Origin of the sequence: Mahella sp. (assembly GCF_020054945.1) — a bacterium.
Classification (GTDB): Bacteria; Bacillota; Clostridia; order Mahellales; family Mahellaceae; genus Mahella.
Map to the genome: position 1 here is coordinate 1 of NZ_JAIHAU010000045.1, position 23,870 is coordinate 23,870.

27 protein-coding genes are annotated in these 23,870 nt (G+C 43.7%); 2 read left to right on the forward strand and 25 right to left on the reverse strand.

Annotated features, from left to right (window positions below; translation table 11 throughout):
• From murD to aroH, 10 genes are all read right to left on the reverse strand, one after another.
• Positions 1–965 (reverse strand): UDP-N-acetylmuramoyl-L-alanine--D-glutamate ligase (gene murD, locus JG770_RS08590; RefSeq protein WP_291957799.1); only part of this gene is annotated, 965 nt, incomplete at its 3' end.
• A 169-nt stretch (positions 966–1,134) separates the two neighbouring features.
• Positions 1,135–2,157, reverse strand: a complete 1,023-nt coding sequence (gene mraY / locus JG770_RS08595; RefSeq protein WP_291957802.1) for a phospho-N-acetylmuramoyl-pentapeptide-transferase — start codon at positions 2,155–2,157, stop codon at positions 1,135–1,137.
• On the reverse strand, positions 2,150–3,544 hold the full coding sequence (gene murF, locus JG770_RS08600; RefSeq protein WP_291957805.1) for a UDP-N-acetylmuramoyl-tripeptide--D-alanyl-D-alanine ligase: 1,395 nt from the start codon (positions 3,542–3,544) through the stop codon (positions 2,150–2,152). The genes mraY and murF overlap by 8 nt, the downstream gene beginning before the upstream one ends.
• A complete protein-coding gene (locus JG770_RS08605) occupies positions 3,541–4,995 on the reverse strand; it encodes a UDP-N-acetylmuramoyl-L-alanyl-D-glutamate--2,6-diaminopimelate ligase (protein ID WP_291957807.1) in 1,455 nt (484 codons plus the stop codon). Before JG770_RS08605 ends, murF begins: the two co-directional genes overlap by 4 nt.
• A 6-nt stretch (positions 4,996–5,001) precedes the next feature.
• Entirely contained in the window at positions 5,002–7,107 is a 2,106-nt protein-coding gene (locus JG770_RS08610; protein ID WP_291957809.1) for a stage V sporulation protein D, read from the reverse strand.
• Positions 7,108–7,131: 24 nt separating this feature from the next.
• Complete coding sequence (locus tag JG770_RS08615; protein ID WP_291957812.1) at positions 7,132–7,566, reverse strand: cell division protein FtsL; 435 nt, start codon at positions 7,564–7,566, stop codon at positions 7,132–7,134.
• 29 nt (positions 7,567–7,595) lie between these two features.
• The gene (gene rsmH / locus JG770_RS08620) at positions 7,596–8,531 is read right to left on the reverse strand and encodes a 16S rRNA (cytosine(1402)-N(4))-methyltransferase RsmH (protein WP_291957815.1); all 936 of its coding nucleotides are present in this window, start codon (positions 8,529–8,531) and stop codon (positions 7,596–7,598) included.
• Positions 8,531–8,962 (reverse strand): division/cell wall cluster transcriptional repressor MraZ, encoded by a 432-nt coding sequence (gene mraZ, locus JG770_RS08625; protein ID WP_291957817.1) that lies wholly within the window; start codon positions 8,960–8,962, stop codon positions 8,531–8,533. The genes rsmH and mraZ overlap by 1 nt, the downstream gene beginning before the upstream one ends.
• A gap of 188 nt (positions 8,963–9,150) precedes the next feature.
• Positions 9,151–9,828: a (d)CMP kinase gene (gene cmk / locus JG770_RS08630; protein ID WP_291957820.1), complete on the reverse strand. Its 678-nt coding sequence runs from the start codon at positions 9,826–9,828 to the stop codon at positions 9,151–9,153.
• Positions 9,829–9,831: 3 nt separating this feature from the next.
• On the reverse strand, positions 9,832–10,200 hold the full coding sequence (gene aroH, locus JG770_RS08635; RefSeq protein WP_291957822.1) for a chorismate mutase: 369 nt from the start codon (positions 10,198–10,200) through the stop codon (positions 9,832–9,834).
• A 104-nt stretch (positions 10,201–10,304) separates the two neighbouring features.
• Here aroH and JG770_RS08640 point away from each other — a divergent pair, with 104 nt between their 5' ends.
• On the forward strand, positions 10,305–10,718 hold the full coding sequence (locus JG770_RS08640) for a HutP family protein (RefSeq protein ID WP_013781219.1): 414 nt from the start codon (positions 10,305–10,307) through the stop codon (positions 10,716–10,718).
• Positions 10,719–11,056: 338 nt separating this feature from the next.
• On the opposite strand, the gene JG770_RS08645 is transcribed toward JG770_RS08640, so the two are convergent.
• The 6 genes from JG770_RS08645 to JG770_RS08670 form a co-directional block, all read right to left on the reverse strand.
• Positions 11,057–11,308: a PF20097 family protein gene (locus tag JG770_RS08645; protein WP_363320981.1), complete on the reverse strand. Its 252-nt coding sequence runs from the start codon at positions 11,306–11,308 to the stop codon at positions 11,057–11,059.
• A gap of 803 nt (positions 11,309–12,111) precedes the next feature.
• Positions 12,112–12,267, reverse strand: a complete 156-nt coding sequence (locus JG770_RS08650) for a hypothetical protein (protein WP_291957830.1) — start codon at positions 12,265–12,267, stop codon at positions 12,112–12,114.
• A gap of 214 nt (positions 12,268–12,481) precedes the next feature.
• A complete protein-coding gene (locus tag JG770_RS08655) occupies positions 12,482–12,601 on the reverse strand; it encodes a hypothetical protein (RefSeq protein ID WP_291957832.1) in 120 nt (39 codons plus the stop codon).
• Positions 12,602–12,679: 78 nt separating this feature from the next.
• Positions 12,680–13,429 carry a SurA N-terminal domain-containing protein gene (locus JG770_RS08660; RefSeq protein WP_013781236.1) on the reverse strand — a complete coding sequence of 250 codons (750 nt, stop codon included), beginning with the start codon at positions 13,427–13,429 and terminating at the stop codon, positions 12,680–12,682.
• Positions 13,430–13,446: 17 nt separating this feature from the next.
• Complete coding sequence (locus JG770_RS08665; protein WP_291957837.1) at positions 13,447–14,103, reverse strand: hypothetical protein; 657 nt, start codon at positions 14,101–14,103, stop codon at positions 13,447–13,449.
• 71 nt (positions 14,104–14,174) lie between these two features.
• Complete coding sequence (locus JG770_RS08670; RefSeq protein WP_013781221.1) at positions 14,175–14,327, reverse strand: hypothetical protein; 153 nt, start codon at positions 14,325–14,327, stop codon at positions 14,175–14,177.
• Between the two features lie 148 nt (positions 14,328–14,475).
• Here JG770_RS08670 and JG770_RS10665 point away from each other — a divergent pair, with 148 nt between their 5' ends.
• On the forward strand, positions 14,476–14,646 hold the full coding sequence (locus tag JG770_RS10665; protein WP_083809873.1) for a type II toxin-antitoxin system RelB/DinJ family antitoxin: 171 nt from the start codon (positions 14,476–14,478) through the stop codon (positions 14,644–14,646).
• A 2-nt stretch (positions 14,647–14,648) separates the two neighbouring features.
• On the opposite strand, the gene JG770_RS08675 is transcribed toward JG770_RS10665, so the two are convergent.
• The 9 genes from JG770_RS08675 to purM all read right to left on the reverse strand — a co-directional run bounded on the left by JG770_RS08675 (position 14,649) and on the right by purM (position 23,865).
• Positions 14,649–14,792 carry a hypothetical protein gene (locus tag JG770_RS08675; protein WP_083809874.1) on the reverse strand — a complete coding sequence of 48 codons (144 nt, stop codon included), beginning with the start codon at positions 14,790–14,792 and terminating at the stop codon, positions 14,649–14,651.
• Positions 14,793–15,236: a hypothetical protein gene (locus tag JG770_RS08680; RefSeq protein ID WP_013781231.1), complete on the reverse strand. Its 444-nt coding sequence runs from the start codon at positions 15,234–15,236 to the stop codon at positions 14,793–14,795.
• A 230-nt stretch (positions 15,237–15,466) separates the two neighbouring features.
• Positions 15,467–15,838 (reverse strand): hypothetical protein, encoded by a 372-nt coding sequence (locus tag JG770_RS08685; protein ID WP_291957846.1) that lies wholly within the window; start codon positions 15,836–15,838, stop codon positions 15,467–15,469.
• Between the two features lie 618 nt (positions 15,839–16,456).
• The gene (locus JG770_RS08690; protein ID WP_291957848.1) at positions 16,457–17,368 is read right to left on the reverse strand and encodes a hypothetical protein; all 912 of its coding nucleotides are present in this window, start codon (positions 17,366–17,368) and stop codon (positions 16,457–16,459) included.
• Between the two features lie 100 nt (positions 17,369–17,468).
• On the reverse strand, positions 17,469–18,983 hold the full coding sequence (locus JG770_RS08695) for a hypothetical protein (RefSeq protein WP_291957851.1): 1,515 nt from the start codon (positions 18,981–18,983) through the stop codon (positions 17,469–17,471).
• A 421-nt stretch (positions 18,984–19,404) separates the two neighbouring features.
• Positions 19,405–20,661 (reverse strand): phosphoribosylamine--glycine ligase, encoded by a 1,257-nt coding sequence (gene purD, locus JG770_RS08700; RefSeq protein ID WP_291957853.1) that lies wholly within the window; start codon positions 20,659–20,661, stop codon positions 19,405–19,407.
• A 13-nt stretch (positions 20,662–20,674) separates the two neighbouring features.
• The gene (purH, locus tag JG770_RS08705; protein ID WP_291957857.1) at positions 20,675–22,219 is read right to left on the reverse strand and encodes a bifunctional phosphoribosylaminoimidazolecarboxamide formyltransferase/IMP cyclohydrolase; all 1,545 of its coding nucleotides are present in this window, start codon (positions 22,217–22,219) and stop codon (positions 20,675–20,677) included.
• Between the two features lie 18 nt (positions 22,220–22,237).
• Positions 22,238–22,858, reverse strand: coding sequence for a phosphoribosylglycinamide formyltransferase (gene purN, locus JG770_RS08710; protein ID WP_291957859.1), 621 nt, complete (start codon positions 22,856–22,858; stop codon positions 22,238–22,240).
• Positions 22,855–23,865, reverse strand: coding sequence for a phosphoribosylformylglycinamidine cyclo-ligase (purM, locus tag JG770_RS08715; RefSeq protein ID WP_363320982.1), 1,011 nt, complete (start codon positions 23,863–23,865; stop codon positions 22,855–22,857). The genes purN and purM overlap by 4 nt, the downstream gene beginning before the upstream one ends.
• Between the last annotated feature and the right edge of the window lie 5 nt (positions 23,866–23,870).

Here is a 23,870-nt window from a genome sequence, read left to right on the forward strand (position 1 = left end):
TCTATTTCATCGACAAACTCTATGCGGTGCTCCACACCTTCAAATGTACGCAAACCTTGCGCTATGACATCAGGCCCTATGCCCATAGCATAAGCAATGGCAGCCGATGCCAAAGCATTCTCCAGATTGTGCTTGCCTGGTATTTTTATGTCACCAACTCGGCATATTTTATCCTCTCTGCCATTAAGCCTGCATATTATGTAATCATCTTTTACCATAGCGCCTTCGTCCAACTCCCGCTTGCGGCTGAAAGGCAGTACATGGGCTTTCGGCAATGCCATCAGTTGTCGACATGGTTCATTGTCCATATTGAGCACGACGTAATCGTCCGGTCCCTGATTCATGAAAATCCGGCTTTTGATCGCGATATAGTTATCAAATGTGCCGTGACGGTTCAAATGATCCTCCGTTATATTCAATATAGCGCTCACTCGCGGCTTAAAACGCTTTATGCTCTCCAATTGAAAGCTGCTTATTTCAGCTACAACCACGTCATTCGGCCCGTATTGTTCTATGGCCGATATCATCGGGGTACCGATATTGCCGCATACAAACGTGTTGATGCCGGCCAGCTTGAATATATGACCGGTCAGTGCGGTGGTAGTGGTCTTCCCATTAGTACCGGTAATAGCCGCTATAGGCGCATCGGACAACCTGTAAGCCAGTTCTACTTCGCCGATCAATTCTATACCCAATGATCGGGCTTTTTTTACAAATGGTTTATCCAATGGCACGCCCGGGCTGACTATTGCCATATCGCATCTTTCCAACAATTCGTCCGGTTCTGTCCCGAAAGCGTATTCGGCTTTTATGCCTTCCAGTTGGTTCAAAGCATCGCCGAGTTCGCATTGTTCTTTTATATCATTTAATATTATATGAGCGCCATGGCGATATAATACTTTGGCAGCCGCTATACCGCTCAGGGCCATGCCTATTATCAATATGCGTTTATCCCTTAAATCCATTCTCCACTACTCCTATAAACATTCAATTAATAATATAAAGCCGGAGCACACCTTGAAATATTGCGTAGGCTGCTCTATGAGTGCAGCACAGAGCAAGCGTAGGTCGGGCATGAACGTGAATTGCCGCTGTTGGCTTGCTCAAGCGAAACAAATTGCAAGTACGCAATCATTACGTGATATAAGGCTTGACATATATGCTGAGCGGGCTTTTGAAGCGTAGGACCACAGCAATCTTTGATTGCGTAGTGGTCCAGCTGCCTTCCGGCATGCCTGACAGCTCAAAATGGTGGTGTAGCGGTGTCATTTTGAATATGCGTTTACCACCGGTCATCTTAAAATATCCCACCTGCAATATGACAGATACGGCCTCGGCAACGTATATGCCACCCATTATAATCAGAAAAAGCTGCGACCTGGATATTACAGCCATAGCGGCCACAGCCCCTCCTAATGCCATGGAGCCTGTATCACCCATAAACACCTGGGCCGGATGGGTATTGAAAAGCAAAAATCCCAGGCACCCGCCGGCTACAGCTCCTGCATATACGGCCATATTGTGCATATTCACCGCCACATACGCCTGGCCTTGTGCGCTCGCCATGCTATCAAAGGCGTTATATACCAGGGCGAAAGCCGCAGCCACTACCAGGGTAACGCTGGCAGCAAGGCCGTCGATACCATCCGTAAGGTTCACGCTGTTGGTCGTTCCCACCACCACAAATATTGTAATCGGTATAAACAGCCAACCGAGGTCCCATTGGGCTTCAGAAAATGGTATACGCCACGCTGTGCCTATATCAGGGTTGTTAGCAGCGTATATGGCAAATATCAGCGCTATACCTATCTGGCCTATCAATTTTTGATATGCTCGTAAACCGAGCGAACGCTTCATCGCCACCTTTATGAAATCATCTATAAATCCTATAAGGCCATAACCCAGCGTAATCAACACAGCCACCAGCATCATTTCATAATTACCCTGAGCCGCCAAAAAGGCCGCTATAATAATGGCAGGCACCATAAATACTCCACCCATGGTAGGCGTGCCTGTTTTAGCAAGATGGGTTTTGGGGCCTTCTTCCCTCACGACCTGCCCAAATTTCCAACGTCTCAGCATAGGTATTATTATCGGCCCGCTTATCAGGCATATAATAAAAGCTATTATTACAGCATATATTATATCGCTATGCATTCTTTGCTCCTTCGTTATGCTCTTGCAAGTATTTCACTATTTCATCCATGTGCATGCCGTGCGACCCCTTTATCAATATCGCGTCGCCATGCGTTATATGTTCATCCAGCCATGATATGGCTTCATCATTAGAATTAAACCGATATATATTATGTGCGTTCATGCCGGACGCTTCAGCCCCATCGGCTATGAAACGCGCCATGCTGCCCACTGTTATCAATACGTCTATTTCCTTTTGCGCCACTGTGCGCCCCAATTCGGTATGCGCCGTTTCGGCTATCTCTCCCAATTCCAGCATATCACCCAATACCGCTATTTTTCTGCTGCTGTCTAAATCGCATAGCACTTCTATGGCTGCTCTCATCGAATCGGGATTGGCATTATATGTATCGTCTATAAGCTGTATGTCGGGGTATATTTCAAACATCCTCAAACGTTGAGGCGTATCGGAAAGGCTTTCTATGCCTGCTTTTATCTGCTTTAACGGCACATCTGCCTCTATTCCAACCAGCACCGCGGCCAAGCTGTTGTACACATTATGAAAACCGGCTATATTGAGATATATGTCCTCCCTTTGGCCATCGGGCAACACCGCCGTATAACAGTAATAGCCATTTTTATAAAACCGTATATTCAAAACCTTGATATCACCCTTGCCTCGTGTGCTAAAATAAAACACACGACATGGCAAGACATTATGTAAGGCGCACAGCAACGGATCATCGCCGTTTAATACGGCAACGTCATTGTCTCCGAAGAAATCGAACAATTCGAGTTTGGCGCGCAATATATTTTGCTGACTGCCCAATTTCTCTATGTGTGAAAGGCCTATATTGGTTATGACCCCTATATGCGGGCGCGCTATGTCTACAAGGTCATGTATCTCACCTAATGCGCTCATGCCCATCTCCAATACGGCATATTGATGATGCGAATTCATATCGAATACAGTAAGCGGCAATCCTATCTGATTATTTAGGTTGCCGCGATTTTTCAATACGTTGTATTTCTGGCTGAGCACGGCATATATAAACTCCTTGGTGGTCGTCTTGCCGCTGCTACCGGTTATGGCAATTACCGTAAGGTGAAACATACGTCTGTAATAAGCCGCGAGGCGTTTGAGCGCCTCAAGCGTATCCTCCACCTTTATCATCGGTATATCCCAACCTGCCATATCCTTGCTAAGCATCACCGCCGCCGCTCCATTTGCCACAGCGCTGTCTATAAAGTCATGGCCGTCATATCGTTCCCCTATCAAAGCAATAAACAATTGACCAGGCTTCACAGTCCTGCTGTCGGTGGATACACCGTTTATAATGCGCCATTTATCACCGGCAATCAGTCGACCGCCAGTGGCTTCTATTACCTCGGAAATAGTAAGCTTCACCGCTTTTCGTCCTCCAATAGCTCGCGAACTACCTCGCGTTCATCAAAATGTATGGTCTTGTCCTTCAATATCTGATACGTCTCATGGCCTTTACCGGCTAATAATAGTATATCATCTTTTCGCGCCATCCGCAGCCCATATTTTATGGCCTGGCGGCGATTTTCTATAACTATATAAGGGCATTGAGTTTTGCGTATGCCTTCCTCAATCTGCTTTATAATAGCCATAGGATCCTCGCTTCTTGGATTATCGGATGTCAGTATACAAAAGTCGGCATATCTGCCGCCTATTTCACCCATTATCGGCCGCTTAGCGGCATCTCTGTCTCCTCCGCAGCCGAATAACGCTATTACGCGGCCTTTGGCTACATCTTTGACCGATCTCAGTATATTTTCCAGGCCATCGGGCGTATGAGCATAATCGATAATAACTGTAAAATCAGTATCGGTGTTCAGTACTTCAAATCGACCAGGTACGCTCTTGAGCGCTTGCAGGCCTTTCGATATATCATCCGCAGATATGGCCATGGCATAGCATGCCGTTGCCGCCGCTAGCGCATTGTATACGCTGAAGCGACCGGGTATATTTATTATAACCGGCCTTCTGTCGCCGCATATATCGATATCAAAAGTAGAACCTTTAGCATCGCTGTGTATGCCGGAGGCTGTCACGTGCGCTTCATGCTCTATTCCATACGTATATACGGTTTTGGAAACAAACATGTCCTTTAGTCTGACGCCATAGGAATCATCCGCATTGGTCGCTATAAGCCCGCTATTTTGAAATAATTTTAGCTTAGCGGCAAAATAATCATCCATATTGCTGTGGAAATCCAAATGATCCTCGGTTAAATTGGTAAATATTCCTACATCAAATCGGCAGCCGGCTACCCTGTTCAATGCCAGCGAATGCGATGAAACCTCCATAACCACATCCTGTATGCCGGCATCGGCCATCTGCCTGAATAAAGAGTATAAATCGGACGATTCAGGCGTAGTGCGCTCGGTATGCAGTACCACATCGCCTATCATATTCTGTATGGTGCCTATAAGGCCCACCTTTCGCCCGCTTTGTTCTAATATGGATTTGACCATATACGTCACGCTGGTCTTGCCGTTGGTACCGGTCACACCTATAAGGCGCAGCCGCTTATCCGGATAATCATAGAAGGCGCGCGATAGGGCAGCCAATGACAAACGGCTGTCCTCAACCTTTACTACCGATATGCCATCGGGTAGGGGAACATCACGAGTTACCACCACAGCGACGGCACCGTTGTCTACAGCTTGGCGTATAAAGCGATGTCCATCGGTTTTAAAACCTTCTATGGCTACAAACAAGGACCCCGGCGTGACCTTTCGCGAATCATAGCATATATTTTTTATATCTAAATGAACATCTCCGTTTACAGCATAATACTCTATATCATTTAATAATTTTATCAATTCCATAAAATATTAATCCCCTTCGGTCATGTTTACTATCACCTCAGCGCCCTCTTTGACCTTGGTGCCTGCTCTTGGACGCTGGTCTATAATCAAGCCGCTGCCTTTGCCCTGCTTTAATTTCAGCCCTATTTTCTCCAGTTCCTCTTCAGCCTCCCTTATAGACAATCCAAATAAATCCGGCACCTCTATATTTCCCTGACCCTCGCTAAGAGCCTGTTGTGATTCAGCATATAGTATGATTACTGTATTTGACGGTACTTTGGCGTCGGGTTTGGGCATCATATCCACCACTATCGATCCTTCTCCCGCTATCTCATGAGCAAGACCTGCCTCATCCAACTTTTTGCTCGCCTCTTCCAATGTCATATTTCTAACATCGGGAACGGTTATAGTTTCGATGGGTTGTTGCCCCTCTATATTTGGTTTTATACCCCAGTAATCGAACGTATCGGATATAATGCTCTTAACAGCAGGTGCGGCCACCGTGCTGCCGAAATATGCACCGGCGTCCGGTTCCTGTACTATCACTAATACCACTATCTTCGGATCGTCAGCCGGAGCAAATGCCACGAAGGAGGATATATACTTGCCTGCTTGGTAGGTCTCGGCTGTGCCGGTTTTACCGCCTATCCTATAACCTTCTATATAGGCGGCTTTGCCGGTTCCTTCTGATACCACGCTCTCCAATATAGGGCGCAGCGTTTCGGATGTTTGCTCGGATATCACCCGTCTGACTACCTGTGGTTTATTATCTACCACTATATTCCCATCGTTATCCTTCACCTGCTTCATTACATGCGGGGTTATAAGCTGGCCGCCATTTACTGCTGCCGATATGGCGGTAACCAATTGTACAGGTGTTACCGATATGCCCTGACCAAATGATATGGTAGCCAGCTCCACAGGCCCTACTTTATCCTGTTTCTGGAGCAAGCCTCGGCCTTCGCCGGGCAGATCCAGACCGGTCTTTTGTCCAAAGCCGAATAGGTTTATATAATCGTAAAAAGTGTTAACACCCATCCTCTCCCCCACTTCCATGAACACAGGGTTACAAGAATTTTGCACACCCTCTACAAACGTCTCATGGCCGTGCGGATTGTATGAGCGCCAGCATTTTATCTTTTGCCCGGCAACTATCTTATAGCCCGGGTCATAAAATGTATCATCCGGTTTGACCGCTCCCGAATCCAGACCCGCCGCCGATGTGATTATCTTAAACGTCGAGCCTGGCTCATATGTATCTTTGACAGCGGCATTTCTCGTTGCTTCCTCTATACTCTTAGCGGTCGTAAGCTCAGGCGGAGGGAAACCATTGGGGTTAAAATCAGGCTTGTTTGTCAAAGCCAAGATTTCACCTGTCTTAGGATCCATAACAACACCTATGGCTTTTTTGGCCTTGTTATCCGCCAATGCCTGCTCAACAGCTTTTTCAGTGAAATGCTGTATTACGGCATCTATGGTCAAATATACATTATCCCCATCTTGCGGTTTGATATACTGCTCGGGGCTCATAGGCAGCTCTCGGGCCTTGCCGTCTGTCTGAGTGACTATTTTCCCCTCTTTGCCTTTCAGGTATTTATCGTATTGGAGCTCCACGCCATCCAATCCCTGGCCGTCTCTGCCTACAAAGCCCAATATATGCGAGGCCAGATTTTCATTTGGATAATATCGTTTGGCTTCCTCTGTAAACTTTATACCTTTAAGCCCGAGCCGGCGCACAGCGTTGGCCTCTTCCTTGCTCACCTGCCGTTTAAGCCATTTCTCAGATTTGGTTTTATCGGTTATTATTTTCAATATCTCGTCGCGGTCCATGTTGATTATCGGAGCCAATTTGTCTGCCGTCCCTTCGGGATCGACTATATCCAGCGGCCTTACTATTATAGTTTCCGAGCTGGCACTCTGTGCCAATATCCTGCCGTTTCTATCATATATAATGCCGCGCTTTGGAGAGACGCTTATCTCTCTGGCCCATTGGTCATACGCCTTTTGCTGCAATATCGGCCCTTGCTTTATCTGAAGCCAGCCTAAACGTATTATAAGTGCAATAAATAATATAAATATTACTATCAACAGCCAAAGAAGACGTTTCCTCACTGTTACCGATATGCTGCCCAATAACCTCAGCTCCCTAATATCATATCAATCTAATAGTCCGTATATTATAGCCCACAGGCTTTTATGCTGGCGTGACTCGGCTACAGCTTGTTCTTCTGTTGGTTTATCATCCTTGGGTGAAATATGTATATATGCCGTTTGAGACGGTTCCGGATAATGCATGTGCAGCTTTGTACGCGCTATCTTCTCTATGTTGTCGATATTATTGGCCATGGTCAGCTGAAGTGTCAGATCATCGTTGACCTTTTGCACCTGCGCCAATTCCTTTTTCATGTCCAACAGCTCATAATTTGCATTGATGATTTGGACATGACGTGAAACCAAGGCACTAAATGTTATAAACATGAGCATCACAATTAAAATAGGTTTGATCCTATTTCGCTTTTTGACCTTGGGTCGTGGCTCAAGCTGCCGCTTCGGCATTTGTTCTTCATAAAATTCCCGCTGTGCTACTACCATATTTATTCACCCTCTCCATCGTTTATAACTTACAATTTTTCGCACACTCTTAGTTTAGCACTTCTCGCCCTCGGGTTTGACTCTACCTCATCAGGCGTTGCTATAACAGGTTTTTTAGTCACTATAGCGGCCACAGGCTTATTGCCGCATACACATACCGGTGTATCGGGCGGACAAATACATGGATTTTGCCACCGTCTAAATGTATCTTTCACCAGCCTGTCCTCCAACGAGTGAAAGGAAATGACACATAACCTACCACCCGGTTTAAGGCAATCTAACGCTTGTATCAGTCCCTCTTTTATAGAATTCAATTCGTCATTTACCTCAATGCGTATGGCCTGAAAAGTACGCCGAGCCGGATGCGGACCTTCTCTCCTTGCTGCTGCAGGCATGGCCTTTTTTATCACTTCTACCAACTGGCCTGTGGTTTCGATAGGATAACGTTGCCGCTCTTTTACTATGAAAGAAGCTATCCGCTTAGCCCAACGCTCTTCACCATAATCTCTTATTATCTCATAAAGCCTTTTTTCATCATATGTATTTACAACATCTCTAGCCGTAAGCAACTGCTGTTTATCCATGCGCATATCCAGCGCGGCTTCCGCATTATAACTAAAACCCCTCTCGGCATCATCCAACTGATGCGACGATACTCCGAGATCCAGCAATACGCCGTCCACTTCGTTAACCCCTATATCATTTACCAGAGCCTTCATATACCGGAAATCGCCTTTTATTAACCTGACGCAGCCGCTGTACTCTTTTAGCGTTTCAGCCGCATGAGCCAGCGCTTGGTCGTCTTTATCTATGCCTATGAGCAAACCATGGCCGCCTATCCTGCGGCATATTTCCAATGCATGTCCACCACCGCCTATCGTTCCATCTATATATATGCCGCCTTCCCGGCAACGCATATATTGCATTACCTCATTTACCAACACCGGTTTATGATAATCGTTCATTATATGCCTAAGTCGGCCATCCTTTCAGCTATAGACTCATGGTCAAGATTTGCCTGCTCATTGTATTCATTCCAGATATCCTTGCTCCATATCTCAACGCGCGTCAGCACCCCCACCAGCACGACGTCCTTAACCAGTGAAGCATATTCCCTCAAATTAGCAGGCAACAGTATCCTACCTTGCTTATCTATCTCACATTCAGTAGCGCCGGCGAAAAAGAAACGCACAAAAGCCCTTGCATCCTTATTGGTCAGCGGCAAGGCTTTGAGACGCTGCTCGAGATTAGACCATTCATCGGGAGAATAGACAAAAAGGCACCTATCCAGACCCTTGGTCGCTACAAACCTATCGCCCAAGTCGTCCCGGAATTTGGAGGGTATTATCAAACGCCCTTTTTGATCGATCGTATGCTGGTATTCTCCCATAAACATAATCCGTTTACCTCACTACATTACTCTCCACTTTAAACCACTATGTACCACTCTATGTACTATTTTATATCTTCCATCGGAATTTTACCAGTCTTTTTGTAAAAAAATTTTTAAAATAGGTCTTAAGTCCTATGCCGCAGCAATAAAAAAAACCGACTCGCGTCGGTTTTATCCATAATGAACGGTCTCTATATTTTTCTCTTAACGTTTGCTGCCTGAATGAACGACAACATCTCCTCCACCACTTCATCGACGGTCTTATCCGTGCTGTCTATGAGAATAGCATCATCAGCCTTCCGAAGAGGAGCAAATTCCCTCTCGAAATCGTTTTTATCCCTGGCTTTAATATCGTCTTTGACATCATCCAGCGAATGCTCATAACCCTTAGCGCGCATCTCCTCCAGGCGCCTTCTGGCACGCTCTTCTATAGATGCTGTAAGATAAAATTTTACACTGGCATTCGGCAACACAAATGTACCTATATCCCTTCCATCCATCACAACATCGTGCATGCGTGCTATACGACGCTGGAGTTCAACTAACTTAAGGCGCACCGCAGGTATCGCGGCCACTTTAGATGCACCATCCGATACTTCCGGCGTCCGTATAATGTCGGTTACATCGCGCCCATCCAACAACACATGCTGCTGCTCGTCCACATAGCTTATATCTATATCGGTGTCCTCCAATAAAACGCTCAGTGCGTCGGTATCTGACACGTCCACCCCTTGTTCTATTGCCTTTAGAGCTACAGCCCTATACATGGCGCCTGTATCAAGATATATGATATTAAGCTGTTTTGCCAGCAGCTTGGCTACTGTGCTCTTACCCGCTCCGGCAGGTCCATCTATAGCTATATTCAGCATATGCTAATTCTCCCCGCTTAAATCCGGGCGCAACTGTTTAGCATCGCGAAGATAAATATGTACTATATCTTTTTGCGCTTTATCGGTCTCTATCAAAAGCATTACTCTTATACAACTCGGCAAACCACCCCATACGTCCATCTCCTGCAGACACATTATACCGCAGTGTACAAATCCCATATCTCGTGCAGGCGCACCCGGGTATATGGAGGAAATGTCCGGCGTGCAACTGAATAACATGCTTACCACGTCATCCACAGCTATACCGTTGGCCTCTACGATAGCGGTCAAAAGCTCATGTACGGCATCGCGTACCTCATCGGGACCGTCGGCATCTATGGTAATAGCACCTCTAACAGATCTTATAGCCATTATATACACCTCCAACAATACTATTGTATCATTTATCAAAATATAATACAATTACATTTGTAATAAGGCTTTATGATAAAATATAAGAAAATGAGGATTGTACCATGGAACAATGGGGAAGTAAAGATGTGGCAAAAGCAGCTATACGGATAAGTCTGACTAAAGACAGAAATGAAGAGGCAGAGTTTAAAAACAAATGCAAGCAAATTGGTATTGACGCCGCAGCAGTGGACTACGGCGGCGAATTTACATCATCCATACCTAAGATAATAGAACGCGCCGTAGTGGCAGCCAAGCGCGAGGGAATAATAGGCGAATCCCATCTGGAGGAGGGAGCCGTAGCCGGAGCTACCCACGAGGCTTTGAGCCAGCTTATGCCTAAGGCTATGGGCTTGAATGTGGGCGGAAAACTAGGCATAGCAAGATATGCCGATCACATAAGCGTGGCGATATTCTTCGGCATAGGGCTGCTGAACCTCAATGAGGTGTCTATAGGTTTAGGCCATAGGGCTGTATAAAAAAGGCAGGGTATAAATCCCCTGCCTTTTCCCAAAGTTGTATTCTACTGTCCGATATTCATTGTCTTGTCTTGAATCATGTATTATCCTAAAATGATCAAAAAAACTTTCTTTGTATAGCAATTGAACACCCGTATTTTACATACCTCGTTCGTAGCATCGAATGTAATTTTCTGCAAAGGAGCCATTCCGGTAGTAGATACCGGCACATAAAACAATAGCTGTATGCAATCGCTGGAAACCGTAATCTGAGAGATGTCTGTTTTATCATAAGTCGTCCCAAATTGCGTGTTCTTGCTTGTACTCACCTAATAATCATCTATCTCCTACCCGATTTTTCAATAAGATAGTATTATCTTTTTGCAATTCCGACATACATATGCCTTTGGCCAAGTAGGCGGTTTTGTAGAAAAAGCATCCGGCGGTAACATAATTGCTCCTCTTCCTTCAAAGGAACTTTGCGAGTATGCGAGGGGGGCTTTTTGGCCGATCGGCAAGGAATAATTTCCTCCTCGTCTTCTGAATGTCCCTTCTTCCATTCTACAACCGCAATATGGACACAGATATTCAATCAAATCGTCTTTCATCATGAATAGCTTTTCACCTCCGGATAAGCATATCCCCAAAAATCACAAAACATCCAATAGGCAACGGCGTTTGTATTCCAAGGAAGGTACCCTTCATAATAATACTCTGACGAATATCTTCCTCCACTCAACGCTACCTGATATTTTTCTGCATCGTAAATTCGTTCACGCGAGGTGCTTACATCAAGAGTCTTAACATCGTATTCTACTGTTTTAACATAATATTGCTTTGTAATTGCTCCTTGTACGATGCCCTCAACAATAGTTGTTCGAGTACTTTCGGAAACTCCGAAAGCCCTTGAAACCTACGTTAAAGGCTCGACTGTTTATCTTTTTACATCCAGCATTCACTATATATACCCATTTTTTATTCCCAGGTATTTATTACCTGAAACTGCTCCTTGTCCTTCAAACTTGATTAAAAAATTTTCTTCGCATTCTTACCTATTACATCCCTTTTATGTCAGCTTTCTATCTTGACTTTTTCAAATTCGATCAATAATGAAATTGGTCGAGTAGACAGGTCACCGCTTGGCATCACCTCCCAGTGTCTGCCCTTCACAGAACCGTACGTGCCTTATTGAGGCATACGGCTCTTGCTCATTGCATACCAAAAAGCAATTGTTCCCATTCTTGTATCAAACTAATCAACCACTCATTAGCACTACCCCCTATCAGCATTCTTCCCTTTACCCGATGAACTGCTTAAACAAACCTGTCCCACTATCCATCCAAGGAAATCCTGTGGATTTATTCTAACCGTTTGCTTACAGTAATATAATACTACTCGATCTATTATTTGTCTACTACCCGATCGGGTAGTCTTTTGTTAATAATTTCCCCAATATTTGATCATCGCTTATAATTCCCTCTTTAATGGCAATAGCTACAGCTTCAGAAACACTGTACACACCGAGCATTTCCCTCTGCTCGTCTGATAACTCTATCTTGCTTTCACGCATAACTCATACCTCCAATTCGCTCTTCTATATATAAGAGGGTTAAAAGGGTGAAATGGTTTCATAACCAGACATGAAAATTTTTACCGAAATGAAGTACTTCATAATATGCCGAATCCACCTACTACAGACTAATCAGTTACCAAGCCTGTGAAATACATGAACCGTCACGAATCGTTCATGCTCCTATATGCATAGCATAAGAAAAGGCGGGGTATCATACCCTGCCTCTATCCTTCCTATAGTGCATATCCTTGAATTTTATCTTCTGTACGCTTTCATACGCCTTGCCCAAAACCGCATCCAGGTTATCGGCCACAGCCGTAACGCCAAGCACTCGACCGCCTGCCGTATAATAGTATTGCCTTCTTTTTTTGTTCCGACGTGGAACACTGAAACAATATAGAACCCCCAATTAGTTTTCGAGAATCTTCTTAGCGTCTTCACTATATTTGACATCATAGTTCTTTTTAATTTCTTCTTTTTGCTTATTGAAGTACTCTTCAGCTTTTTGAGGGTTATCCCTTATATCAATGGAAGCAGATTGTAAAATTGACTGCTGTAATTTGGCTATTGATAATTCTTTTTGAACTGTAGGCGCGAGGTACTCCATATATTCTTCTACACTCATTCCCATTCCCTTAGCGAAGTCTTCCATATTTGTATATGCTTCAACTGCTGCATTTTTATCAACAACTGTTAGCTTACCGCTTAATATATCGTCATAAGTTTTTTTATTATCCTCAAGATATTTTTTGGCTTCATTTAGAGAAACGTCACAATTTCTTTTTACAGCTTCTTGGTATAAAATTTCTTTTTCTATCAATGAATTAAGCACTTTTTCTTTGGTTGGTTGTTCTGGCATCACGTTTTGCAATTCCTCCTTAATAGAAGGATCCTTTAATATTGACTCTTTAATTTCCTTGCTTTGAAGTTCATATGTCTTCTCGCGCATTAACATAGCTAAATCTAAATCCTTTTGTGTTATACGAGTATTGCCTACAGTTGCGATTGTTACATCGCTTTTTTGCCCTCTAATAGAGGCTGCTTGTTTCCCAATATAGGACCAAATATCTTCAGCAAAACCTGTATTTATTGCTAAAAAAGCAATAAATATCACAACAACTATAGTTATAACAATAATGGAACTTCTTTTTTTCAACATGATCGTCACCTTCCTATTTAATAATTTATAACAGTTTTAGAAAAAGAAGCTGGTATACACTCAGGCATATACATCCACACATTGCCTTCTTCATACATATTCTGGTCAGTTCCATAGAATAATAAATCCGTTCCATTTTCTCCGCTAACAACTAAGTCGTCAGGATCAATAATACTTGGAGGATGCGTAAAGCTAATAAAGTGTCCGATTAAGCCACCATTTTTATACCAATCTATATACATTAAGTGTAAATTAATTGGGAAAGGCCTTATTGTTCCGTCCTGAGCAATACCAGTTAAAGAACTAGACGTTACCGTTTTACTTACAACATTACCACCACTATAGTTATAGTGATAGCGATATCCCACACTAACAGTTAAGGCTTGCGCAGTAAAAATTACCCCTACGTCATTAACCCACGTACATGCATAAACGGATCTCGATTCAGCATAATCGAGAGTATCCGCAGCTTTTCCGTTATCAATTGGTAAATATAAAAATATCGCTAGCGCTATTATAGATATAGCTATAAATCTTTTTAGAAATTCCATTTTATCACTCCTCAAATCGCATAATAGTATTTGTAAAGACAAACCAATATAATTCCCAGCAGTTCTTCTCAGTGAGCCCCTTTGCCCGGTGAACTGCTTAAACAAACCCATCCCACTATCCATTCAAGGAAATCCTGTGGATTTATACCGTTTACTTACAGTAATATAATACAACTCGATCTATTATTTGTCTACTATCCGATCGGGTAGTCTTTTGTTAATAATTTTCCCAATATTTGGTCATCGCTTATAATTCCATATTCAATGGCAACGGCTACAGCTTCACAAACACTGTGCACACCGAGCATCTGTCTGTCGTCTGACAACTTTACCTCACTTTCACGCATAACTCATATCTCCAATTTGCTCTTCTATATATAAGAGGGTTAAAAGGGTGAAATAGTTTCATAATCAGCCATGAAAATTTTTATCTCGAAACCATCGCAAGCTTTTTTGTTAGAAATATAACGCTATTATAAAACATACGTATATATAATGAATATATTTCTCCGATATGCCGTCCGTTACGGTGGTATCCCTTTTGATATTCGTATTGAAAACCCCAATGCCGAAACATTGGCGGCAATTAGTAATGTCAACAACAACCGCAATATGAGTAAAGCTTTTAATAGCATTAATGAACTTATGGAAGATTTAAATGCTTAGGATTATGGTTGGTATATTATCCCTCGCTCCACCTTCTGTTTTACATTTGGCGTATAATAAGGGCTTAGAGCTATAGCGCCCATACCTCCGGTATTAGGCCCTTTATTGCCGTCATAGGCGCGTTTATGGTCCTGCGCGCTTATCATCTAATCTTTTATCTCCATATATTGCTTAAGTTCGATAGATTCACTATAGTTGCTTTTATCGTTTTTATTGTATGTGCTTATAATGACTAAAACTTTTTCTTTCGGCTTTCCAAGTATAGGATAAAGAAAATTATCTTGAAATTCTACAAAAAATGTTCCTTTATTACCCGTACCATGTTCAGGCATCGAACCTATAGTACCCATTGCCGTTCCATAGCTAAAGCTTATATCTTTACCATTTAAATCTTCAATGTTACTCATATAGGCGGCTGTCATTGAGGCTTTCTCGCCGCTGTTTGCCCCATTACACTTTATAGTTACGACCCAGTGCTGTCCTTCGCCATAGAACAGGTACTGTTTATCATTTTCCGTTTTGCTCTGGTCACTGCATGCTGATAAAATCAATACCATGCTTAACATAATTATAAATACAATTCTTCTCATAAAAGCTTATACCGCCTCTCGTAATTATTTGATTTATTTGTGAATTACACGGTACATCCCAAGCGTGTCCAACGCCACTACTACTGAATTAGCTTTGCCAACCCTATACAGATACTTTCTCAGTATATTATACGCCCTAACACAATCAGCGTTATAAGCTTTATTGTCTGTGACATATAATCCTAGATGTTTACGATTATTCTTTTGAGTGCCCGCCTCTGATACTTCTGCTACATGCTGTATACAAGAACGATAAAATCATCAAACCCGTTATAATCATAAAAGATGTAGTAATAGGTTTCAGATGACACAATAACAGAATAAGCATTATTCTCCGATGTTATAATTGAGCGATTAACCTTTACACCCGCATACTGAATTAAACGCAGGGAATCAATTATCTGTTTTATCTCATCCTCATTTGACATCTCTATACTAACGCCCGTCTTGTATTGCTTAACACTAATATCAACCTCATTGTAAGGTGGAAATTGTAATCCAGTTGTAAAGTTACGAAAAGCGAGAGCATTAACCATTAGAACCACAATGGCTATCGCAACTATACTACATATGCAGACAATAACTACCTTTCTCCTTTTCATAACGCAATTTCCACCTCACTATTCTTACAGCTTACGACCAATTACTCGGCCAAGTAAAATCAGGGAATGAGAAACGTATAAAGCGCATCAACCCTTTTGAAGATTCACAACTGCCTCATAATATTCCCCGTGTCTTATTAGATCCAATTCACAATCTTTATTGATTACCCAGCCGTCTTCATTCATCACTCCATCCGATATCAACCACGTCGTGTTACTTTTTTCGCAGTAAGTACAAAAAAATTGATATTGCATCGAAAGGTAAAAGATTTTTGCCAGGCACCGCTGAGAAGCAGGAATCGGAGGTATTATGATAATTGCTTATATTTCTTCTCGCTTCTTATGCTCGGCGATCGGTATAGGGTCTATATATGATGAATGAGGTAATTGCTTCAGGGGTAAAGAACAAAAAACTCACAACAAGCATTTTATGGCCCTATGTACATGTATTATTCAATCTTGTACATCTTATATAATTTTTAAAGTTATCTATACTGAACCAATAACGATAACTCTAGTTTATATTTATAAAGTCGTCTCTCCACAGTACTTTTTGATATAAAAACGTTCTTTAGCTTTGGTAGAAACTAAAGAGACGTCAATTTAGACAGATTCATTTTAGTTGTTATTATTAAAAAATGTACTTATGATATCTTGTATATACTGCTCGTTCAACTGTGAAAGGCTGGATTCATCTATGATTTTTTGCACGAGTTGCTCATGTTCATCAAAGCTTCTAACAATATCTTCTTTCCATTTTTCACCGTTTTTTTGCAAGGCATTAATAAATCCCTCATACTTAGCACTGTCATCGAAAATTTCTCTAAGATTTGTATATCCGTATTTCTCCGCAAACGCGCTTCCACAAATATAATTCTCAGGTGCCGTTGGTAGTGTATACTCCTTAAAGGGCTTCATATCGGAATTATCAAAGACCACATATCCCTTTTCACGCAAAACATCATTTTCAGCATATTCATTAATTACTGATAAGAAATCCTTTGCTTCATCAACGTTATCGAAATAATTTCGTGCGATCTCCTCCGCCAGTCTTAACGCAGTCTTTCTATTAACGGCACGTTCGTCAATCGTAGCATTTGGATTACTGACTGTCCCTCTTATATTTTCGGCAATTTCACTTGCAAGTAATGAAGGATTTTCTGCTTTGCCTTCAAGCTTTTCAGAAATAAATTGTTCAAGAGATCCGGGTTTAAAGACATAGCTCACTCCAAGAATTTGAAACTCATTTTCCAAAGGAGCAATGTCCTGCCGTTCTGAGAGGCTCTTGGCGAATTCCAACTTCCTTTGTTCATAATAATCTCGCTGTAAAAACTGCTTATCAAGCTTTAGGGGACCGTCAAACTCATATTCTTTGAGAACTTGAAACAATTTCCTTGACTCATCGCTGATGAACACTTCATCGTGATAACCACTGTTTAAAACATCTTCATTGCCCTTTCTTCTTGTATCTATTGGATTAGCTGATATTTGATTAGTAGATACATTGGCATTAAAAATTATTTCGCTCATTTATATTTCTCCTCTTCTATGCAGTATTTTTTTATCTTAAAAATACATAGAATAACGCCTGTAGAATTTTTATTTTTCAAGGTGTTATTCTACATTTTCATTATCCTAAATATATACTATATGCAAATATATAAATAGGTACCACATCGGTGATCGCATTACCACTCTCAGCATATACACCGCCAATATCATAATAATGCATAAAAGATATTGCTCCACTTATCAAGCATGACATACTTGCCGTAGAAGGTGATGTATTTACAGTCGCAGTGAAAATACCTTGACCATCAGTAGTAACGGTCGCAGTTCTGTATTTTAAATCTGTGGGATCCCAATTCGGATTGAAGACAGTTACAGTAATCGTAGCATTAGGAAGTACATATCCATTAACGCCTGCTACACCTTTAACAGTTATTGTACTACTACCATTCACTCTGTAAAGAGTCGTTCCATAATATGTAGCGTATCCGCCACCGCCAAATTCAGTGATATAAATTTCATCTGCAAGATATTCAGGAGAAACCGTTAACGTATAATTTGTTCTTGTAATTGCATTCCCATCTGTCGAGGCAACTCTCACATAATAGCGTCCTGGACTTAAAGAAACTTTATTGTCAGTCATAATTTCTTTCACCATTGAACCATCAGATAAATTGGTGTATACTTCAACTTTATACCTCATCACAGTTGAGGATTCATCTAATGTAAATGCAACTCTGCTGTAGTCCGGATCACTGGGAACGGTAAATGTAAACCAGTCATTGTCACACATGGTATTTAATGACCGTACATTAATCGCAGTACTGCCAGATTGATTTAAAGTAAAATTTATTGCTTTTGCTACATTTTCGTCGGCTTCATAAGGGTCGGTGTTCGTATTAATACCAATGTGAAGTTTGAAAGATTGGCTTATGCTAGATCCTATATAAGACTGAACAAAAACTGCATATGTCTTATCGGCTTCATTTGTATTGTATATACCAACAGCTTCAGACAAGGTTCCGGAGATTCCATTAATATATGTTGGATATTCTGAAGCATCTACTAAAGTCATATTGCCTTCGCCGTCAACTTCAAACAAGTACAAATCGTAGTCCAATTCAGATGAATTTGGTAAATCCAGTTGTGCATGAAGGACTTGTCCGTTTGAGAGATTGATCGGATATACATACTTGCTTTCCCCTTCAGTAGTTAAATAATCAGTAAAGGTAGTATAAAAGCTACTATCAACTACTGTGGTTGCTCTTAATTGTTCTGATCTCTTAATTTCTTTTTTCGGATCGAGTGAAGTATTTACAATTATTCTGGTGGCTATTCGTTTACCTATTCTTGGTGTCAATTCATCTTTGCTGACATAATGCGTAGTGGGCTTTTTGAGATTTATATTACCCTTATTTCCAATTGTAACAGATGAATTTGGATCAACATTCAACGTATCACTGTCTGCGAAATAGCTTTGATAATCGTCTTGGATAAAAATAGAAGAAATAAAATCTTCAAACCGAGGTTTTTTATCAATATTTTCTTTTGCTTGTGCGGTTGGTATAAGGATAAAAGTCATGACTAATACAGATAGAAATAGACTACAAAGCTTTCTTAAATTTTTCTTTTTCACCAGCCGCATCTCCTTTTCATTAAATGTTTATCAATTTATACATATTATATATCGGTTATATTAGGAAAAAAATTAGACTAATTTTATATTTCCTTCCTTTTCTTGCTTTCTTCACCTAGGACAACGCTGGGGAGCGACTTGAGCAGTGTATGAGGAGTGCCGTTGTGATACCGCTCTTTTTTGCGTTTACGCGAGATACAGCTGATATTAGCATAACTCATACCTCCAATTCGCTCTTCTATATATAAGAGGGCTAGAAGGGTGAAATAGTTTCATAATCATGCATGAAAATTTTTATCGAGATGAAGTACTTCATAATATGCCGAATTTACCTACTACAGGCTAATCATATATGAGGAGTATTATGCTATTAAGGAATCATTCATGCTCCTATATGCATAGCATAAGAAAAGGCAGGGTATCATACCCTGCCTATATCCTTCCTATAGTGCATATCCTTGAATTTTATCTTCTGTACGCTTTCATACGCCTTGCTCAAAGCCGTATCCAGATTATCGGCCACAGCCGTAACGCCAAGCACTCGACCGCCAGCCGTATAATACGTACTGCCTTCCTTCTTCGTTCCGGCGTGGAACACTATGACGTCTGGGTCGTCTATATCATCCAATCCAGTTATAGGATAACCCGTGGTATAGTGCACGGGGTATCCGCCCGAGGCCAGGACGACGCACGCCGCCGCTTTGTCGTGCCATTCAATCTCTATTTCATCCAGCCGCTCGTCTATTATGGCCTCCATTATATCGACCAGATCACTTTTTAGAAGCGGCAGTACCGCCTGAGCCTCCGGATCTCCGAAGCGCGCGTTGTATTCCAGCACTTTGGGTCCGTCATCGGTCAGCATCAGGCCGAAGTACAGCACGCCATTGAACGGTCGGCCTTCTGCAGCCAGCGCCGCTACGGTCGGGTATATTATCTCCCGCTCCACCTTTAGTTTTACATCGGGCGTATAATAAGGGCTTGGAGCTATAGCCCCCATGCCGCCGGTATTGGGGCCTTTATTGCCGTCATAGGCGCGCTTGTGGTCCTGTGCGCTTATCATCGGCACGACCGTTTTACCATCGCTAAAGGCCAGCACCGATACCTCATGCCCGGTCAGGTATTGCTCTATGACCACTCGGCTGCCCGCTTCTTTGAATACCTTATCCAACATAATGGATTTTAAGGCCGCCAGCGCCTCCTGCCTGTCCATGGCCACTGTGACGCCTTTACCCAGAGCCAGACCGTCGGCCTTTATAACGATGGGAACAGGGCATTTCTCTATATATGCCGCAGCTTTATCGTAATCGTCGAATACATCATATTCGGCCGTTGGTATATTGTATTTATACATCAATTCCTTGGCAAACGCCTTGCTAGCCTCTATGGCTGCGGCATCGCGGCGCGGACCGAAAGCCCGGCATCCGGCAGCCTCCAGCGCATCCACCATGCCTATGGCCAGTGGGTCGTCCGGCGCCACGACGGTTAGATCTATGGTGTTCTGTTTTGCAAAATTCACTATCCCATCTATATCTGTAGCTTTTATATCTATACATCGAGCGATGTCGGATATGCCGCCGTTGCCCGGTGCGCAGTATATTTCATCGACTGCGGGGTTTTGGGCTATTTTCCATGCCAATGCATGTTCGCGCCCGCCGTTTCCTATTATTAATAACTTCAAAGCCTTCACCCCATCAATGCCTGAAATGGCGCATACCGGTGAACACCATGGCCATGCCATATTTATCGGCCATGTCTATAGATTCCTGATCTCTTATAGAACCACCGGGCTGTATGATGGCCGCTATACCTGCCTTGCCTGCAGCTTCAACGCAGTCGGAGAATGGGAAGAAGGCGTCGGAAGCCAGCACCGCTCCTTTTACTTTGTCGCCGCTTCTGGCTATGGCGTGCTCCACCGCCCATATGCGGTTTACCTGGCCCGGGCCTATGCCCAGCGATTGCTTATCTTTGGCTATGGCTATGCCGTTGGATTTGGTGTATTTTACTACCTTCCATGCAAATATCAAATCTTCCATCTGCTGATCTGTGGGCTTGTTCTTGGTAACCACTTTGAGATCCTCATCGTTAAGCAGTTGATCATCTATGGTCTGCACCAGCAGGCCGCCTGCCACCTTCTTCATATCCAGGGCATCGGCCGGCAACGGCTTCGATATGTCATCTATGGCCAATATGCGTATGTTCTTTTTGCTTTCCAGCACCTTCAATGCCCCTGGCGTATATGATGGCGCCATGACGATCTCTATAAAGGTCTTGTTTATCTCCTGCGCCGTCGCCTCATCGATCTCGCGGTTGGCCGCCACTATGCCGCCGAATATGGAAACTGGATCGGCTTCATATGCCTTAACATAGGCTTCATGTATCGTATCGGCGCTGGCTACGCCGCATGGATTGGCATGCTTGGCCGCGACGACGGTCGGCTCGGTGAATTCCTTGAGCAGCATGAGCGCACCGTTGGCATCGTTTATGTTGTTAAAAGAAAGCTCTTTGCCGTGAAGCTGCTTTGCAGCCGCCAGCGTACCCGTGTTGTCGCCGATTTCCCTATAGAATACGGCGCTCTGGTGCGGATTCTCACCATAACGCATATCCTGGGCTTTTTCAAATGTCATCGTGAATACGGGCTCAAATGATGCGTCACCGCGCTGTTGCCTTAGATATTGGGCTATCATGGCGTCGTAATGCGCCGTCAATTGGAATACCTTGGCGGCCAGTCGGAATTTGGTCTCGCGACTGACATCGCCGGTCTGCTCTATCTCTGCCAATACACCCTCGTAATCGGCGGGATCGGTCAGCACTGCCACATCCTGATAGTTTTTAGCAGCCGCGCGCAGCATCGTCGGCCCGCCTATGTCTATATTCTCTATGGCCTCAGCCAAGGTAACGTCGGGTTTTGCTATGGTCTGCCTGAATGGATACAGGTTTATGACCACCATATCTATGGGCTTTATACCCAGCTTATTCAACTGCTCCATATGCTGCGGGTTATCGCGCATGGCCAGTATGCCGGCGTGTATGTGAGGATCCATCGTTTTTACGCGACCGTCCAGACACTCCGGAAATCCCGTAACATCCGACACGTTTGTAACTGGTATGCCCGCTTTCTCCAATGCTTTGGCAGTACCGCCGGTCGATATAATCTCCACGCCCATATTGTGCAAGCGTCCGGCTAAAGCCTCTATACCGGTCTTATCCGATACACTTACAAGCGCTCGTTTTATCATATATATCATCCTTCCTAATCATATTATGCGTACATGGCGGCCGCTAACCGATAAGCGGCCTTCGAGAAATAATTTGACGGCCCTGGGCAAAAGCTCGTGCTCTACCTCGAGCACCCGTGCAGCCAGTGTATCTGCGGTATCGTCATCTTTCACCTCTACCGCCTTTTGCAATATTATAGGGCCGGCATCTATGCCCTCATCGACAAAATGGACAGTAGCTCCGCTTACTTTGACACCATAGTCCAGCGCCGCCTGATGCACGTGATGCCCATAGAAGCCCTTGCCACAAAAGGCCGGTATAAGCGAGGGATGAACGTTTATGATGCGCAAGCGGTATGCGTCTATGAACGGTTTGCTCAGTATACCGAGGTATCCCGCCAACACCACAAGGTCTACGGCATGATCCCCCAGTATCCGCATCATAGCATAATCGCGCTGCTCATCGCTCTCATAATCCTTACGCGCCACATACCTGGCGTCTATGCCGGCGGCCCTGGCCCGTTCGAGGGCATATGCATCCTTTCTGTTGGATATGACTGCCGCTACTTCAGCATCTATATATCCTTCGTTTATCTTGTCCAAGATGGCCTGCAGGTTGGTACCGCCGCCCGATACCAGCACGCCTATACGCTTTTTCATAGCCTTATCCCTTCCGGGCCTTCTTCTATGCTGCCTATTATATGCGCCGGGTAGCCTGCGCTTTTGAAGAAAGCCGCGGCATCATCAGCCTGATCCGGCGGCAGCGCCATTACCAGGCCTATACCCATGTTAAATGTATTGAACATCGAGGTGTCGTCCAATCCGGACAGGTGCTGCAATATTTGAAACATGGGCGGCCTTTCCCACGCATTGCGGTCTATGACAGCCATGAGGCCTTCATTCAGCATACGAGGTATATTCTCTATAAACCCGCCACCCGTTATATGAGCCATGCCCTTTATATCAAATGCCTTTAATGCATCCAGTACCGGCTTTACATATATGCGCGTCGGCTTTATGAGCTCCTCGCCGAAAGCACAGCCCAATTCGTGATTGTATTCCCCCAGCTTATCCATAAGCAGACGGCGCACCAGTGAAAATCCGTTGCTATGCAGGCCGGAAGAAGAAAGGCCTATTAGAGCATCTCCTTTTTCTATGCGCTGCCCGGTGATTATATTGTCTTTGTCAATCATCCCCACCGCAAAGCCTGCAAGATCATACTCGCCTTCCGGGTACATATCCGGCATCTCGGCCGTTTCACCGCCTATGAGAGCGCAGCCTGCCTCGACGCAACCGTCAGCCACACCCTTTACCACCTCGGCGGCTTTTGCCGGTTCGAGCTTGCCGGTGGCCAGGTAATCGAGGAAAAATAATGGTTTGGCGCCTTGGCACAGTATATCGTTGACACACATGGCCACGCAGTCTATACCCACCGTATCGTGCTTGTCCAGCGCAAAGGCAATCTTGAGCTTGGTGCCCACGCCATCCGCCCCCGATACCAGTACAGGCTCTTTATACGCATCTTTATCTATAGCAAACAGGCCGCTGAAACTGCCTATATCTCCGATAACCCCGGGTATAAAGGTACGTGCGGCGTGCTGCTTTATAAGGCGTACTGTTTCATAGCCAGCATTTACATCTACCCCGGCATCCTTGTAATCTATCACAATAT

Bases quoted from the DNA above. Each gene is read 5' to 3' on its own strand.
- mraY (WP_291957802.1), bottom strand. From the start codon at position 2,157: ATGCATAGCGATATAATATATGCTGTAATAATAGCTTTTATTATATGC.
- JG770_RS08605 (WP_291957807.1), bottom strand. From the start codon at position 4,995: ATGGAATTGATAAAATTATTAAATGATATAGAGTATTATGCTGTAAAC.
- JG770_RS08615 (WP_291957812.1), bottom strand. From the start codon at position 7,566: ATGGTAGTAGCACAGCGGGAATTTTATGAAGAACAAATGCCGAAGCGG.
- rsmH (WP_291957815.1), bottom strand. From the start codon at position 8,531: ATGAACGATTATCATAAACCGGTGTTGGTAAATGAGGTAATGCAATAT.
- mraZ (WP_291957817.1), bottom strand. From the start codon at position 8,962: ATGTTTATGGGAGAATACCAGCATACGATCGATCAAAAAGGGCGTTTG.
- cmk (WP_291957820.1), bottom strand. From the start codon at position 9,828: ATGCTGAATATAGCTATAGATGGACCTGCCGGAGCGGGTAAGAGCACA.
- aroH (WP_291957822.1), bottom strand. From the start codon at position 10,200: ATGGCTATAAGATCTGTTAGAGGTGCTATTACCATAGATGCCGACGGT.
- JG770_RS08640 (WP_013781219.1), top strand. From the start codon at position 10,305: ATGGAACAATGGGGAAGTAAAGATGTGGCAAAAGCAGCTATACGGATA.
- JG770_RS08645 (WP_363320981.1), bottom strand. From the start codon at position 11,308: ATGATGAAAGACGATTTGATTGAATATCTGTGTCCATATTGCGGTTGT.
- JG770_RS08650 (WP_291957830.1), bottom strand. From the start codon at position 12,267: ATGCGTGAAAGCAAGATAGAGTTATCAGACGAGCAGAGGGAAATGCTC.
- JG770_RS08660 (WP_013781236.1), bottom strand. From the start codon at position 13,429: ATGTTGAAAAAAAGAAGTTCCATTATTGTTATAACTATAGTTGTTGTG.
- JG770_RS08665 (WP_291957837.1), bottom strand. From the start codon at position 14,103: ATGGATAGTGGGATGGGTTTGTTTAAGCAGTTCACCGGGCAAAGGGGC.
- JG770_RS08670 (WP_013781221.1), bottom strand. From the start codon at position 14,327: ATGCGTGAAAGTGAGGTAAAGTTGTCAGACGACAGACAGATGCTCGGT.
- JG770_RS10665 (WP_083809873.1), top strand. From the start codon at position 14,476: ATGAATATATTTCTCCGATATGCCGTCCGTTACGGTGGTATCCCTTTT.
- JG770_RS08675 (WP_083809874.1), bottom strand. From the start codon at position 14,792: ATGATAAGCGCGCAGGACCATAAACGCGCCTATGACGGCAATAAAGGG.
- JG770_RS08680 (WP_013781231.1), bottom strand. From the start codon at position 15,236: ATGAGAAGAATTGTATTTATAATTATGTTAAGCATGGTATTGATTTTA.
- JG770_RS08685 (WP_291957846.1), bottom strand. From the start codon at position 15,838: ATGAAAAGGAGAAAGGTAGTTATTGTCTGCATATGTAGTATAGTTGCG.
- JG770_RS08690 (WP_291957848.1), bottom strand. From the start codon at position 17,368: ATGAGCGAAATAATTTTTAATGCCAATGTATCTACTAATCAAATATCA.
- purH (WP_291957857.1), bottom strand. From the start codon at position 22,219: ATGATAAAACGAGCGCTTGTAAGTGTATCGGATAAGACCGGTATAGAG.
- purN (WP_291957859.1), bottom strand. From the start codon at position 22,858: ATGAAAAAGCGTATAGGCGTGCTGGTATCGGGCGGCGGTACCAACCTG.